Below are 14,120 nucleotides of genomic sequence, written 5' to 3' on the forward strand. Positions count from 1 at the left end.
TCGCCGGGCAGGCGGCCCCGGATTTGCTCTTTAGGTCGCGACCGGACTGTCCGGCGGTACGTCTTCATGTTTGATGCGCGAGAGGGCGACCTGGCGCTGTATTTCGCGGAAATCCTTTTCCCGACCATGCAGCGCATAGAGCGTTCGCGCCGCGCTGAAAGCCTTTTTGGCATCGGGGCTGGCCATCAGTTTCCCGGATTGCAGGTCGGCCAGTTCATGGTCGTCGAGCGAGAGTGCTGCGCGCATGATGTCGAGGCGTGTCGTGGTGTTGAATTCGGTTGCGAGCATGGCCGGGCGCAGGCCGGCGAAGCGGATTTTGCCTTTTTCGACTGAGCTGATGGCCAGCAAGGCGGCAAAACTGGCCTGTTCCATGAGCCCCATTTTTTGCAATTCGGAATCGCGGATGCCGAGCAACACTTTTTCGGCGGTGATCTTGTCGCCGGCGTTGATGTGGCTGCGCGCCGTGGCCAGGCGGTCTTCGGCTGAAATGGCACCGGGCATGGTGTCGTTGGCGATGACATCGGCCATAGCGGCCAGCGCTGTTTCGGTATCGCCGTTGAGCGTCGCGGCCTCGGCCAGCAGACGTTTGCGTAGATAGTTGCGGGGTGTTTTCTTGGCTATTTCGTCGAGGATTTGTTGCGCCTCGGCATGCTCGCCCTGGGCCATGCAGATGCTCGCCTTGAGGTCGCCGGCATCGAAGAAGTGCGGGGTGCTGGCGACTACCCGATCGATTTCCTCACGCGCTTCCTGCAGGCGGTTTTGTTTTTGTAGCGAACGGGCAACGCCGGCTCGGGCCCACGGGAATTCGTAGTTTTCGAGAATGTTGCGGTAGGCGGCTTCGGCTGATTTGACGTCGCCGCTGGCGATAAATATCTCGGCCCGCTGGCGCAGGATTTCAAAGCGGTAGGGCCGCCCGGCTTCGCTGTCGCGCGAGGCTTCCAGAATGGCCAGGGCGTTGGCGTATTCCTGCTGGCGCTTTTCCTTGTAGTAGCCGGCAAAGAACAATTTCTTGGCGACGATGCGTTCGAGACGGAACAGCAGCTTGTCCGGCGAAAATGGCTTGATGATGTAATCGTCAGGAATGAGCTCGACGGCGGAAACGACCTGTTCGTAGGACTGTTCGCCGGTGACCATCATGAAAATGGTTTCGTCGGGCAGCAGGTTGAAGCGCCGCAACTCTTCCAGCAACTGCTGGCCGGAACGCCCCTCGCCCAACATGTAGTCGCAGAGGATGATGTCCGGCATGTTATTGCGGATGCGGAAGATGGCATCCTGATAATTGCTGGCGAACTCGACGGCAAAGGCACCCAGTTGCTGGGCGACGGTACGCAGGGCATCGCGCGCCTGTGACTGGTCGTCGATGACGAGAAATCGCTTTTTGCTGTAGTCGGTCATTATGGCAAGCGAAGTTCGAAGCGGGCGCCGCCCAAGGCGCCATGGTTGCTCAACAACAGGCTGCCCTGGCGTTCGTGACGGTGGTGAAGCCGGGCCAGACGCTCGGCCACCATGAGGCCGGTGCCAGTCGTCGGGGGTAGCGCGGCGAAACCCGGGCCGTCGTCGTCGACCCGCAGGCAAAGCCAGCCATCGTCGGTCGTGGCGCTGACATGCACGGCCTTGCCGGCGAAACGGCCGGCGTTTTGCACGGCGTTGTTGAGCATGTCGGTAACCAGATCGCGGTCGAGCGGCCATTCGTCGAAAACCTGGCAATCGACGCTCAGCGCGATGCCGCGTTCGGCCAGATGTTTCCGCTGGGCGAGCATGACTTCGTCGCAAACGTCGCCGACGATGGTCGGGGTGACCGATGCCGCGGCGTCGTGGCGCATCAGGTGGTAGGCGGTCAGCGTCCGCGACAGCCGGTTGGCGGCCGATTCGATGGCGTAGCGCGCTTCGCCCATTGCGATGCCGTGCGCCGCTTCGCTGGCGGCGATCATCGATTCGGCGATGAATAGCTGGTTCTTGGCGTCATGGATGCCGGAGGCCAGGATATCCAATAGTTTGTGCATGCTTTGTCTCCACTTTTTTAGTGAAGCATAGCGTGTTCAGCCCGTTGAGCGCAGCGTGTAGGCGAAACAAAGGCGCAGCGGGATCGCGGCGGCGGTGAACAGGTTGGTCAGTTCGCTGGTACTCAGGGTGGCCGGCATGACGCTGACCCGGCCGTTGCCGACCTCGAAAACCGGGGTTTCGAGCAGCGAACGGCGGGCGGATTCGAGGGCGCCGATCGTCTCGCCATCGAGGTCGGTGCTGGCCAGCACGAGGAAATGAATGGCCGGGGCCGGAGCGTTGAGCAGCGGATCGTTGTCGGCCGAGCGCGGCAGCGGTGTGCTGCGTACGCGGGTGTCTTCCTCGATGCGCCAGGGCCAGATGTAAAGGCCCGCGGTGTCGTCCGGTCGGCTGATGCGGACGGGCAGGGTGGCGTGCTTGCTGATGACTTCGCACAAGGCGGTGAGGCGGGTGAAGAGGGGCATGGCGTTCTCCTGAACGTGCCGGGTGGCCAGTCAGGCTAGCACAGCGCGGTCTGCTTAGCCGGGCTGTTTGAGGCTCAATGGCAAGCCGGCGGCGACCAGCGTGACCTGCTCGCAAACGGCCGCGACGCGCTGGTTGAGCCGGCCCTGTTCGTCGGCGAACAGGCGCGAGACGGGATGCATCGGGACGATGCCCCAGCCGACTTCGTTGGAGACGAGAATGATGTGGCCGGGCAGCTGGGGCAGCAGGTCGATCAGAGCCGCGGTTTCGTCGCGGAGCAGCGGGCAGTCGATCGCCTCGCCGGCTTCGGCCTGAGTTGCGGCGACGCCGGCAAAGAGCAGGTTGGACAGCCACAGGGTCAGGCAATCGACCAGCACGCAGGTGTCCGGCGCGGCGAGTTCGCGCAGGCGGGTGGCGAGGTGCAGTGTTTCTTCGGTGCACCCCCACTCGGCCGGCCGGCGTTCGCGATGGTGGGCGACGCGGCGGGACATTTCGCCGTCGAGCGCCTGGGCGGTGGCGAGGTAGACGACCTTGAGGCCGCGTTTTTCGGCCGATTCACGGGCGCGTTGTTCGGCCAGCAGGCTCTTGCCCGAGCGCGCGCCGCCGAGGATCAGTTCTTTCATGGGCATGCATTGTCGGCGAACGGGCCGGTATAATCCACCCCGATTCGACGTAACGGAACCCGGTTTGAATCCGGGGCGGGCCCGCCGCTGTAATCGGGGACGGATGCTGCAACAGGCCACTGGTGAAAACCGGGAAGGCGCAGCGCTCCGGCTGATCCGAAAGCCAGAAGACGTGTCGAATCCTCTTGGGAAGCCTGTGGACAGGGTTTCGCGGCAGCGTTTTGGCGAATTCGCCAGACGTCGTCGCGAGGCCCTTTTTTCTTTTGGAGAATCGGATGCATTCGTTGGACTTCAAGATCACCGCCCCGGACCGGGCAATTGAAAATTCGCTCAAAAATCGGGTTGACCGCAAGACCAAGCCGCTCGGCGCGCTCGGCCTGCTCGAACGCACTGCCATCAAGATCGGCCTGATCCAGCAGCGCCTCGACCCGGAATTCGGCCAGCCGCACCTGCTGGTTTTTGCCGGCGACCACGGCGCGGCCAAGGCCGGCGTCTCGGCCTACCCGCAGGATGTCACCTGGCAGATGGTCGAGAATTTTCTGGCTGGCGGCGCCGCGATCAACGTTTTTGCCCGGCAGAACGACCTGCATCTGGCCATCATCGACGCCGGTGTGGCGCACGATTTCGGCAAGCGTGCCGGGCTGATTGATGCCAAGATCGCCGCCGGAACGGCCAATTACATCGAAGAGCCGGCGATGACCGTCGAGCAATGCGCCCAGGCCATCGCCCGCGGCGCCGAAATCAGCCGCAATCTGGCTGCCAACGGCTGCAACGTTGTCGGCTTCGGCGAAATGGGTATCGGCAACACGGCCGCCGCCTCGCTCATCACCCATTGCCTGACCGGCCTGCCGCTCGCCGAGTGCATTGGTCGCGGCACCGGGCTTGATGATGCCGGGCTGACGCGCAAGCAGGCACTGCTCGAAAAGGCGCTCAACCGCTATCGCGCCGCCGGTGGCAACAACGACCCGCTGGCCGTGCTGGCAGAATTCGGCGGCTTCGAAATCGCCATGATGGTCGGCGCCATGCTCGGCGCTGCCGAAGCGAAGATGACCTTGCTCATCGACGGCTTCATCGTCGGCTCGGCGGCGCTGACTGCCACCCGGCTGGCCCCGGCGCTGGCCGACTACAGCGTCTTCTGCCATCGCTCGGCCGAAGCCGGTCACGCCGCCCAACTGGCGGCACTCGGCGCCGAACCCTTGCTCGACCTCGGCCTGCGCCTCGGCGAAGGCACCGGTGCCGCGCTGGCCTTCCCGCTCGTTCAGGCTGCAGTCAATTTCCTCAACGAAATGGCCAGTTTCGAATCGGCAGGCGTTTCCGACAAGGCATGATCCGCCGCGAGCTGGCCACCTTCTTCGCCGCCCTCGGCTACTTCACCCGCCTGCCCGTACCGGGCTGGGTAGGGTATTCGGCTGACGGGCTGGCCCGGGCGGCGCGCTACCTGCCGCTGATCGGCCTGCTCGTCGGCGGCGTCGGCGCGCTGGTTTTCTGGCTGGCCAGCCAAGTCTGGGCGCAGCCGGTGGCCGTCGTGCTCAGCATGGTCGCCACCATCGCCCTGACCGGTGCCTTCCATGAGGACGGACTCGCCGACACCGCCGACGGTCTCGGCGGCGGTTGGGACAAGGCAAAAATCCTGGCGATCATGAAGGATTCGCGCGTTGGCAGCTACGGCGTGATCACTGTCGTCCTCGCCCTGCTCGGCAAGTTCGCATTGCTTTCGACGCTGCCGGCTGGGCAGGTGGTGGCGGCGCTGATCGCCGGCCACGCTGTTTCGCGCTTTTGTGCGGTAAGCCTCATGGCGACGATGGACTACGCCCGCGACGACGAGACCAGCAAGGCCCGCCCCGTCGCCGCCCGGCTTGGCCTTGGTCCGCTCCTTTTTGCGCTGGTTTTCGCCGGCCTGCCGTTTCTGCTGTTGGCGCCCGAGCCGGCGCTGACCGCCGTCGCCCTGGCGGCGCTGGCAACGATTTGGCTCGCCGCCAAGTGCCGCCGCTGGCTCGGTGGCTATACCGGCGACTGTCTCGGGGCGGTGCAGCAGGTTGCCGAAATCGCCTTCTACCTCGGCTTGGCTGCGCATTTTTAGCGCCGCCAGGGGCAAAAACGCCATTCCCACGGTCAACCGGAAATCTTGCCCAAAATTGAAAACCAGCCGGTGGCTGTCCATCAGCCGATTTGCCGTTAAGCTTCCGGCATCGCACTAGCGTCCGAAACCATGGAAAAACCCCACGCACCCTCCACCGAAAAGAACCGCGACCCGATTCTCGCCGTGCTCCGCGAAGTCTTCGCTGACCGCCGGCAGGTTCTGGAAATCGGCAGCGGCACCGGCCAGCACGCCATCCATTTCTGCGCCCAGCTGCCGCACCTCAGCTGGCAAACTTCGGACCGCCCGGAATTCCTGCCCGGCATCCGCGCCTGGCTAGCCGAAGCCACTCTGCCCAATATCCTGCCGCCCTGCGAATTCGACGTCCTCGGCCCATGGCCGAACGGCCGCTACGACGCGGTGTACAGCGCCAACACGCTGCACATCATGTCCTGGGAGGCTGTCGAGGCCTTTTTCGCCGGGCTGCCCACCGTCCTGAAACCGGGCGGCCTGCTCTTCATCTACGGCCCCTTCATGTTCAATGGCCGCCACACCAGCGAAAGCAATGCCGCTTTCGACCAGTCGCTGAAAGAAAAGGCGCCGCATCAGGGCGTGCGCGACGTTGCTGCGGTCGATGCGCTGGCCAGGCAAAGCGGGCTGGAACTGGTCGAGCAACGGGCAATGCCGTCGAATAATTTTGTATTGTTGTGGCGGAAGGGTGGCGCAAATGAGTAACTCGAATGCTCATCGTAAAGAAGTAGTCGAAAAATTTTGCGAAGCGTGCATTTGGGCTCGTACAGTCAGAAATCACTTTTCTGCATTATTTGAATTTAATCAACGCCGACTGGACCTTTTAGAAGAGGTTTCGGCTTTCTTTTTCCACGATTTGAACATCATTTTGATCGAATACATCTTGCTCCAGTTGTGCAAGTTGACCGATCCAGAGTCAACAAAGGTTGGAAAAAATTGGCTAGATAATCTGACCACCAATTACATTCTGACGCTTCAATGGAGTCCGGAAACCCTGAATGCGCTCAAGATTAAAAACGATGAGCTCATGGTATTTCGGTCAAAAATTGTCGATGCACGGCGAAAATTAATTGCGCATAGCGATCTTCGGATGCACTTGGAAAGTATCAGCTTGGGTGATTTCTCGGAAAGTGATGAGTTTGCATTTTGGGCGGCGCTACAGGCGTTTGTCGATCTCGCGCATTCGGAGGCGATTGATGGCCCATACCCAATTGACGCGACGATGCAAGGCGGAGACGCCTTGAGCTTGATTCATGTGCTGAAAGACGGTGTCGACTACGAAGCTGTTGTGGCAGATGAGGAAGGGTTTTTGTTGAATCGCGTAGGGAAGAGACGTTATGAAGATGCCTAGCCCTATGGGTATCGCGCGGTAAATATGCGATCTCCGACGTTGTCGACATAGCGATTTGTCCAATGCGCCTCCACCTGATCCGCCACCCAAAGCCGAGCATCGAACCGGGCATTTGCTACGGTCAACTGGAAATTTCGGCCAAAATTGAAATGGCCGAAGTCGCCCGCCTGCGCGCCGAATTGCCACACGGCCTGCCGCTGTGGAGCAGTCCGTTGATGCGTTGCCGGCAACTGGCCGAGCGGCTTCACCCGCAGCCGATCATCGACGCGCGGCTGGCCGAAATGAATTTTGGCGACTGGGAAGGCAGGCCCTGGGATGACATTCCGCGCCACGAGCTTGATGCCTGGGCCGCCGACGTCGCCGGCTACGCGCCGCCCGGCGGCGAGTCGCCGGGCGCCTTGCAACAGCGGGCGCTGGCTTTCGTGGCCGGGCTGGATGTGCCGGAAGCCGTGGTCGTCACCCACGCCGGTATCATCCGCACCTTGCTCGCCCACTGGCAGAACCTGCCGCCAGCGCGCTGGAGCGAGCTGAAAATCGGCTTTTCGACAGTAACGAGCGTGTCCCTCTCGCGCGACAGCGCCGACCTGATTCGCCTGAATCGGTAGAATGTCGACTTTCGTATTCGACGACCGCCCTCTGTGACGCAAAACTCAAGCTCCGCCTATTCCAACAGCCAGATTTATCGCCGCCTGCTGACCTGGGTTCGGCCGCACTGGCGCGTTTTTGCCCTGGGCGTACTCGGCATGGTGATGACTGCGGCGACCGAGCCGCTGTTCCCGGCGCTCATGAAGCATCTGCTCGACAGCGGCTTCGTTGCCAAGGACGAGACCGACATCATCCTGATTCCCGCTGCAATGATCGGCATTTTCATCATCCGCGGCGTGTCCACTTACGCCAGCGGCTACTCGATGGCCTGGGTCGCCGCCAAGGTCGTGCTCGATCTGCGGCAAGCCATGTTCCGGCGCCTGCTCTCGCTGCCGACCAAGTTCTACGACGACCAGTCCACCGGCACCCTGATTTCCAAGGTGGCCTACGACGTGACCAACGTCACCCAAGCCGCCACCGGTGTGCTCACCACGGTCATCCGCGACACCTTGACCATCCTCGGCCTGCTCGGCTTCCTGCTTTATCTCGACTGGAAACTGACGATGATTGCCCTGACCGTCGGCCCGATCATCCTTGGCGTCATCAAGATTTTCAGCAAACGCCTGCGGGCGGCCAGCCGCTCGGGCTATTCGGCCATGGGCCTGATTACCCATATCCTCGAAGAAGCCGTCGGCGCGCACAAGGTCGTCAAGATTTTCGGTGGCCAGAAATACGAGGCGGCCCGTTTCGACGGGGCGACCAACGTCTACCGCCGCGCCACCATGCGCGAAGCCGCCGCCGCCGCGGCCACCGTGCCGCTGACCCAGGTCGCTGCCGCGACCTCGGTGGCCATCATCACCTACATCGCCTTGCGCCAGTCGGCAGGGCCGAACGGCACCACGGTCGGCGAGTTCCTCTCCTTCGTTACGGCCCTGCTCATGCTGCTCGCCCCGGTCAAACGCCTGACCGACGTCAGCAACCCGCTGCAACGCGGTCTGGCCGCCGCCGAAAGCGTCTTCCAGGTGCTCGACGAATTGCCTGAGGATGACACCGGCGGCGTTGAACTGCAGCGGGCCAGCGGCCACCTCAAATTCGATCAGGTCAATTTCAGCTATCCCGGCACCAGCCGGCCGGCGCTCCAGGACATCAATCTGGACATCATGCCGGGCCAGACGGTGGCGCTGGTCGGCGCTTCGGGCAGCGGCAAGACAACGATGGCGGCGCTGATTCCGCGCTTCTATCACCTGACCACCGGCCGCCTGCTGCTCGATGGCCACCACGTCGACGAACTCAAGCTCGAGAGCCTGCGCAACAACATCGCGCTGGTCAGTCAGGATGTCGTGCTGTTCAACGACACCGTCCGCGCCAACATCGCCTACGGTTTCGCCGGCCAATCCACCGAAGAAGAAATCATTGCCGCCGCCAAGGCCGCCAACGCCTGGGAATTCATCGGCCAGATGGACAAGGGCCTGGATACCGAAGTCGGCGAAAACGGCGTCAAGCTCTCCGGCGGCCAGCGCCAACGCCTCGCCATCGCCCGCGCCTTCCTCAAGAATGCCCCGATCCTGATCCTCGACGAAGCCACCTCGGCCCTCGACACCGAATCCGAACGCCTCATCCAGGCCGCCCTCGACACCCTGATCGTCGGCCGCACCACCATCGTCATCGCCCACCGCCTATCGACCATCGAACGTGCTGACTTGATCGTCGTGCTTGAACAGGGGCGGATCGTCGAACGTGGCCGCCATGGCGAATTGCTGGCGCAGGATGGTGTTTATGCCAAGTTGCAGCGCTTGCAACGCGAATCGCTTACCGGCGAATCGCTGATCGATAACGCAGGCGCTTGAGGAAAAAGAAAGGCGCCAGCAACCAGGGGGCTGCCGCGTAGGTCAGGATACGCAGGCGAAAATCGGCGGGAAGCATGCTGTACTCAAGGCAGAGACCGATTTTCCGGCCCAGGCCTTTGCTTGCAAACATGCTTTCGATGAACAGTTCTTTTTTGAGTTTCTCGTCCAGCACCGCCAGCGTAGCCGGGCTGGCGCCGAGTTCGCGGGCATTGTCCAGCATGCAGCGCAACTCGGTCTTGGTACTGTTGATCTTTCGGGTCAGTCCCTTGATCACCGTGGCAGCGTCCAGGACTTTTTGCTTGCTGGTCAGGCCGCCACGCCGGTAATTGACCAGCGGAACTGGCAGCGTGATGGCCGTTGCCAAACCAATCGCCCGGAAGGCCATCACCATGTCCTCGCCGACCGCCCCTTTGGGCATGCCGCCAAAACGGTCGAACAGGCGACGCGTCCATGCCTGCGCCGCGCCGATCACGTGGGGAGGCGAACGGCTCCAGTCATCCAGCGATCGATATTTCTCCAGTTGGCCGATCCGGATCGTGCCCTGAATCCTGCCTGACTGATCCATATCGAACAGATAGGCGCCGATCAAATCGGGCTTGCGCTCGTGAGCAAGCCAGAACTCGACAACGGTGCTGACCCGCGCCGGTAGTGAAACGTCGTCGCCGCCGGCGATGAAGATCAATTCACCTGAGGACTGTCTGACCGCCTGATCGATGTTGCCGCCGATGCCGAGATTTTCCTGGTTGCACAACAGTTTGATGCGATGTGGCCCGGTATAGCCATCAAGACATGCCTTGATCTGCTCGACGGTGCCATCTTTTGAGGCGTCATCGGAGATGACGATTTCCAGATTCGTGTAGTCCTGGGCCAGAGCGCCGGCGATTGCTTCGCTTATGGTGTCCTGCTGGTTGTAGCAAAGCAGTAGCACGGTGACCGGGGGCAGAGGGGTGTTGCTCATTTTGACGAGGCGGCTGCCAGCAGTTCGAACAGGACATCGAAGTGCTGCGGCAGTGAATAGGGATAGTTGATGTACTGGCCGGGGTTGTCGAGAAGACTCAGTGTGCCGGAGTCCAGTCGTTCCAGTGCTTTTTGCAGGGCGGCACGCAGCGCCGGCTTATTGCGCTCGAAACGCAGGCAGGCGTGGTCAGAGAGGACTTCGGCGGCGCCGACCGTCGTGGAAAAAATAGCCGGCGTTCCGCACAGGATGGCCTCCGGACCGACTAGACCGAAGGCTTCGTAATGCGACGCGAGAATGACGGCATCGGCGGCGGCGTAAAGCGCAGGCATGTCGTCGCGAAAGCCGAGGTTGATGACATTGGGCGCATTCAGCGGTGTTTTTCCGGCCACCACGAGGCGAACCAGCGGGTCGAAACCCTCCAGTGCCTCGAGAATCAGGTCTGCTCCCTTGAGGGCGTGGTTATTGGACGGGAAGAGCAGCATCAAATCGCCGGAAGACAGGCCGAGCGACTGTCTCGTTTGTTCCCGGGTATTCCTTGTGGCGAGCGAGAACTTGTCGGTATCCACTGGCGGGTAAAGCGTGACAACCTTGTCTGGATCTATTCCGTAGTGTTTGACGATTTCCCTGGCAACCTTGGCCGAGTGGGAAACGATGCGTTTTGCCTGCAGGTAGAGCGCGGTTTCCCGGGTAACGGTGGCGCGATCGAAAAATCCGATCCTTTTTTTGCCACGATCAAGTAAATGACCAAGATGCGTGCCGCCGACAATGCACAAGTCAGGACCGGGCGCCCGTGAAATGCCGATGGATGGCCACTCGTTGCAGCACTTGCCATAGGCGCGCGACTCGAACAGATAGTTGTTCAGGCGGGAAAAAGGTGTCCTGTCGGGCATGACAACGAATTCGACCCCTTGCGGGGCGGTGCCTGGCCATTCGAGCTGGCGGGTAACGATGCGGCAGGGGATTTTTTGTTTTGCGGCATAAGAGATCAGGTCGAGTACGTGCCGCTCCATGCCGCCGCCGGATCGAATGGAGTGGAAAATCAGATTGAAGCCTGGCAACGGGGTCATGTCGATATGAGCTGTCGGTAAGCCTGCAGCCATGGTGGCGGCCAGCGATGGGCTGGCGTCGGCGAAAATAGGCCGGAAAGTGTATCATCCGCCCACCCCAGAGAGCCGTCCGGTAGCCCCTACGAGTTTATGATCGCGTCCGTTTTTCCTCCGCCCAAGCGTGTTTTGGTGATTCGCTTGCAGAATCATGGCGATGTGCTGCTGACGACACCGATTTTCTCAGCCCTCAAGCAACAATTTCCAGAGGTGGAGGTTGATGCGCTGGTCTTTGCCGAAACGGTTCCAATGCTTGTCGCGAATCCGGATCTGACGAAGGTGTGGGCGTTGCCGCGTGGCAAGCAGGTTGGCCGGGGACTGCGTCGGGTCAATGCATTCATTCAATTGATGCTGGGTATTCGTCGTCGTCGCTACGATTGGGTCTTGCATCTCAATGACCAGTGGCCGGGAGCCCTTGCCGCCGCCGTCAGTGGCGCTTCGCTACGGTTCGGCTACGAGATGGAGAAGCGGGATTTCTGGCTGTGGCGAAAGATATTTCCGGTGCGTATCGTGCCGACTTTTGCCGGTCACATGGTCGAAAAAAACCTGGCTGTACTGGAGGCGCTTGGCGTGCCTGTCGATCCTTTGTGCGCGCCGTGCACCATGGGCTTCTCCGGGCAGGATGCCGAACTGGTAAACAGGAAACTCGCCGAAGCGGGGGTGACAGGAAAATATGTTCTGGTTCACCCGACCTCGCGTTGGTTCTTCAAATGCTGGGAAGACGACCGTTTTGCCGAGGTGATTTCGGCGCTTGCCGGTTCCGGTTGGCAGGTGGTGTTGACCTCGGCGCCAGATCAGCGTGAAGTTGACCTCGTCGATGGCCTGCTGCGTCGGGGGAGCCACCCCGGAGTGGTGTCGTTGGCCGGCCAGCTTACGCTGCCGCAACTGGCTGCAGCAATTTCCGGGGCGACATTGTTCATCGGCGTCGATTCCGTGCCCATGCATATGGCGGCGGCGCTTGGCGTGCCGCTCGTTGCCCTGTTCGGGCCGACGCATGTCCACATCTGGCGACCCTGGAGTGATCGTGCCGAGGTGATTCATGCGGCCGACTACGGCTCCTTGATTGCTCCGAATGACGTAGATACATCGACATCCGAGCGTTACCTTTCGAATATTCCCGTGCAGCCCGTGCTCGACGCCGTGTGGCGGCAATTGGCGCGTTTCGCCGAGGAGAAGCAGGTGGCCGATGTTGCCTGATCGTTCCTGGCAGGGCCTTTGGCGCCTTGTGGCGCTGGGAATATTGCTTTGTTATCCGATCATGGTCGTCAAGTGGATCCCGTTTGGCGGCGGGGCGCGTTACTTGAATGTGCTGGCGGCGCCGGTCTGCCTGATATTGTTGTGGCAGGCACCGCGCGACGAGGTCCGGGGGCTGTTGATATCAGCAGTACGCTGGGGGATACCTTTCCTGCCCTTTGTCCTGATTTGGACTTTTGCTCAGCTATGGCATGACTACGATCCACTGGACCTTAATCCTCCGATGCGCCTGCTCTGGTGTGCACTGCTGTTTCTCGGAGCTCGTCTGGCCGGGGTCAGTTATCGTCACCTTGCCATCGTTGCTGGGCTTGGCGCGGTCGTTTATTGCAGTGTTGCACTGGTGGAGGTCTACGGCCTTGGCCGGAAACGGGCATGGGGAGGGACCTATGAAAATCGATTCGGGCAATTCTCGATCTGGGTCGCTTCGCTCTGTTTTCTTCACGTATTTCTGGAAAAAGCAAAAGGTGAATCACGTTCGTTGAGTGCCCTGCTACTGCTGGCTGGCATGCTCGGGTGTATTTCCACATGGCTTAGCGGATCGCGAGGAGCCTTGTTGGCCTTGTTGGTGTTGATTGCCATTGCATTGTTCAGCTCCACTAACCGTAGGCGAGGCTTGCTGTTTGCAATAGCGCTGACGTCAGTCGTGCTTGCTTTCTGTCTGCTTGATGCTCCGACGTACCAGCGGCTTGAATTGACATTAGGACAGACGAAGGACTATTTCAGCGAAGCAGAGTTCTCGCCGACATCCGTCGGTATTCGGCTTGAGTTGTACCGTATTGCTTTTTTAACCTTCCTTGACCATCCGGTGATCGGTCCCGGTTATACCTCGCTCGAGCAGTTGTATGAGACGCATCCAGCTTTAGGTGTTGCACGCCCGGAGATGTTGGAGATTCCTGGTTTTCACAACGACTGGTCGGAGACGATTGGCATCGGTGGTGGTCTGCTGTTGGTTTCACTCTTTGGCACATGTCTCTGGATGGCTCGGTCTGCACGCAGGAATGTCTACCAACTGGCGTTTCTTGGATTCGCGGTGATATTTAGCTTCAGCGAAATATTCTTTACCAACAAAATGGGTTTGAGTTTGTTGATGGCAAGTTGGGCACTCTATGCGGCTGCCGAGCAGAATCAAGAGCAAAGTGCATGAAAATAATCAAGAAATTTCTTTTCCGGCAAGCAGAGCGGCGCCTAAAAAGAATACCGCCACTGTTTCGCGGACAGGCTAGGTTTGATCTGCATTACCCTAGAAAATATTCGTTCGGGGTCGGCAGCTACGGTTTGCCCAAAGTTCATGACTGGGATGAGGGCGCGACCTTGAGTATTGGCGCGTACTGTTCCATCGCAATGAATGTCCAGATTTTCCTCGGCGGTCATCATCATGGTGAATGGGCGACCACCTATCCGTTTTCAACGATGTTGCCTGATGTCGAGGGTATTCCCCCGGCCAGTTTCAGTCGTGGTGATGTCGTGATCGGCAACGATGTCTGGCTTTGTTCCGGTTGCATGGTGCTTTCCGGCGTGACGATTGGCGATGGCGCGATTGTGTCTGCCGGTGCGATTGTGACCCGGAATGTCGAGCCTTACTCGATTGTCGCAGGTAACCCGGCACGCCATGTTCGCTGGCGATTCGATGAGTCGACACGCGCTGCGCTGTGCAATATGGCCTGGTGGTCATGGAAGCCGGAAGAGATTGCCAGAATAGCTCATATTTTATGTTGCGATAATATCGACGCGCTAATCGATTATGCCCGTCAGCGATAACTGTTCATGCCGAAATTGTTGTGTAGATATTGCACTTGCGACCCCGTCTATTTAAATGTGGAGTTTGATTG

15 protein-coding genes and 1 riboswitch are annotated in these 14,120 nt (G+C 60.4%); of the genes, 9 read left to right on the top strand and 6 right to left on the bottom strand.

Translation table 11 applies throughout. From position 1 onward, the window contains the following. Positions 1 to 30: 30 nt before the first annotated feature. Genes KI610_RS00780 through cobU form a run of 4 tightly spaced genes read right to left on the bottom strand, consistent with a single transcriptional unit; the run spans position 31 to position 3,086 of the window. Positions 31 to 1,395: a response regulator gene (locus tag KI610_RS00780; RefSeq protein WP_226496833.1), complete on the bottom strand. Its 1,365-nt coding sequence runs from the start codon at positions 1,393 to 1,395 to the stop codon at positions 31 to 33. Continuing rightward, positions 1,395 to 2,003 carry a sensor histidine kinase gene (locus KI610_RS00785; protein WP_226496834.1) on the bottom strand — a complete coding sequence of 203 codons (609 nt, stop codon included), beginning with the start codon at positions 2,001 to 2,003 and terminating at the stop codon, positions 1,395 to 1,397. The genes KI610_RS00780 and KI610_RS00785 overlap by 1 nt, the downstream gene beginning before the upstream one ends. Before the next feature lie 36 nt (positions 2,004 to 2,039). Beyond that, positions 2,040 to 2,465, bottom strand: coding sequence for a Pvc16 family protein (locus KI610_RS00790; RefSeq protein ID WP_226496835.1), 426 nt, complete (start codon positions 2,463 to 2,465; stop codon positions 2,040 to 2,042). A gap of 54 nt (positions 2,466 to 2,519) precedes the next feature. Beyond that, a complete protein-coding gene (cobU, locus tag KI610_RS00795) occupies positions 2,520 to 3,086 on the bottom strand; it encodes a bifunctional adenosylcobinamide kinase/adenosylcobinamide-phosphate guanylyltransferase (RefSeq protein ID WP_404827448.1) in 567 nt (188 codons plus the stop codon). Between the two features lie 28 nt (positions 3,087 to 3,114). Beyond that, positions 3,115 to 3,280, top strand: a riboswitch (cobalamin riboswitch). Between the two features lie 90 nt (positions 3,281 to 3,370). Between cobU and cobT the strand changes: the two genes are divergently transcribed. The 6 genes from cobT (at position 3,371) to msbA (ending at position 8,976) form a co-directional block, all read left to right on the top strand. After that, a complete protein-coding gene (gene cobT, locus KI610_RS00800) occupies positions 3,371 to 4,414 on the top strand; it encodes a nicotinate-nucleotide--dimethylbenzimidazole phosphoribosyltransferase (RefSeq protein WP_404827495.1) in 1,044 nt (347 codons plus the stop codon). After that, positions 4,411 to 5,166, top strand: a complete 756-nt coding sequence (locus KI610_RS00805) for an adenosylcobinamide-GDP ribazoletransferase (RefSeq protein WP_226496838.1) — start codon at positions 4,411 to 4,413, stop codon at positions 5,164 to 5,166. Before cobT ends, KI610_RS00805 begins: the two co-directional genes overlap by 4 nt. 129 nt (positions 5,167 to 5,295) lie before the next feature. Next, positions 5,296 to 5,898, top strand: coding sequence for a DUF938 domain-containing protein (locus tag KI610_RS00810; protein ID WP_226496839.1), 603 nt, complete (start codon positions 5,296 to 5,298; stop codon positions 5,896 to 5,898). Beyond that, positions 5,891 to 6,544 carry an AbiU2 domain-containing protein gene (locus KI610_RS00815; RefSeq protein WP_226496840.1) on the top strand — a complete coding sequence of 218 codons (654 nt, stop codon included), beginning with the start codon at positions 5,891 to 5,893 and terminating at the stop codon, positions 6,542 to 6,544. The genes KI610_RS00810 and KI610_RS00815 overlap by 8 nt, the downstream gene beginning before the upstream one ends. Before the next feature lie 62 nt (positions 6,545 to 6,606). After that, positions 6,607 to 7,149, top strand: a complete 543-nt coding sequence (cobC, locus tag KI610_RS00820) for an alpha-ribazole phosphatase family protein (protein ID WP_226496841.1) — start codon at positions 6,607 to 6,609, stop codon at positions 7,147 to 7,149. A gap of 33 nt (positions 7,150 to 7,182) precedes the next feature. Then, positions 7,183 to 8,976 carry a lipid A export permease/ATP-binding protein MsbA gene (gene msbA, locus KI610_RS00825; RefSeq protein ID WP_226496842.1) on the top strand — a complete coding sequence of 598 codons (1,794 nt, stop codon included), beginning with the start codon at positions 7,183 to 7,185 and terminating at the stop codon, positions 8,974 to 8,976. On the opposite strand, the gene KI610_RS00830 is transcribed toward msbA, so the two are convergent. Next, positions 8,939 to 9,934 (bottom strand): glycosyltransferase family 2 protein, encoded by a 996-nt coding sequence (locus KI610_RS00830; RefSeq protein WP_226496843.1) that lies wholly within the window; start codon positions 9,932 to 9,934, stop codon positions 8,939 to 8,941. The genes msbA and KI610_RS00830 overlap by 38 nt on opposite strands. Then, the gene (locus tag KI610_RS00835) at positions 9,931 to 11,001 is read right to left on the bottom strand and encodes a glycosyltransferase family 4 protein (RefSeq protein WP_226496844.1); all 1,071 of its coding nucleotides are present in this window, start codon (positions 10,999 to 11,001) and stop codon (positions 9,931 to 9,933) included. Before KI610_RS00835 ends, KI610_RS00830 begins: the two co-directional genes overlap by 4 nt. A gap of 177 nt (positions 11,002 to 11,178) precedes the next feature. Here KI610_RS00835 and rfaQ point away from each other — a divergent pair, with 177 nt between their 5' ends. The 3 genes from rfaQ to KI610_RS20105 are packed head-to-tail and all read left to right on the top strand — an operon-like array spanning position 11,179 to position 14,049. Beyond that, a complete protein-coding gene (gene rfaQ, locus KI610_RS00840; RefSeq protein ID WP_404827449.1) occupies positions 11,179 to 12,234 on the top strand; it encodes a putative lipopolysaccharide heptosyltransferase III in 1,056 nt (351 codons plus the stop codon). After that, complete coding sequence (locus tag KI610_RS00845) at positions 12,224 to 13,435, top strand: O-antigen ligase family protein (protein WP_226496846.1); 1,212 nt, start codon at positions 12,224 to 12,226, stop codon at positions 13,433 to 13,435. The genes rfaQ and KI610_RS00845 overlap by 11 nt, the downstream gene beginning before the upstream one ends. Then, entirely contained in the window at positions 13,432 to 14,049 is a 618-nt protein-coding gene (locus tag KI610_RS20105; RefSeq protein WP_226496847.1) for a CatB-related O-acetyltransferase, read from the top strand. The genes KI610_RS00845 and KI610_RS20105 overlap by 4 nt, the downstream gene beginning before the upstream one ends. Positions 14,050 to 14,120 lie beyond the last annotated feature (71 nt).

It is taken from the genome of Ferribacterium limneticum, from assembly GCF_020510565.1.
GTDB lineage: Bacteria > Pseudomonadota > Gammaproteobacteria > Burkholderiales > Rhodocyclaceae > Azonexus > Azonexus limneticus_B.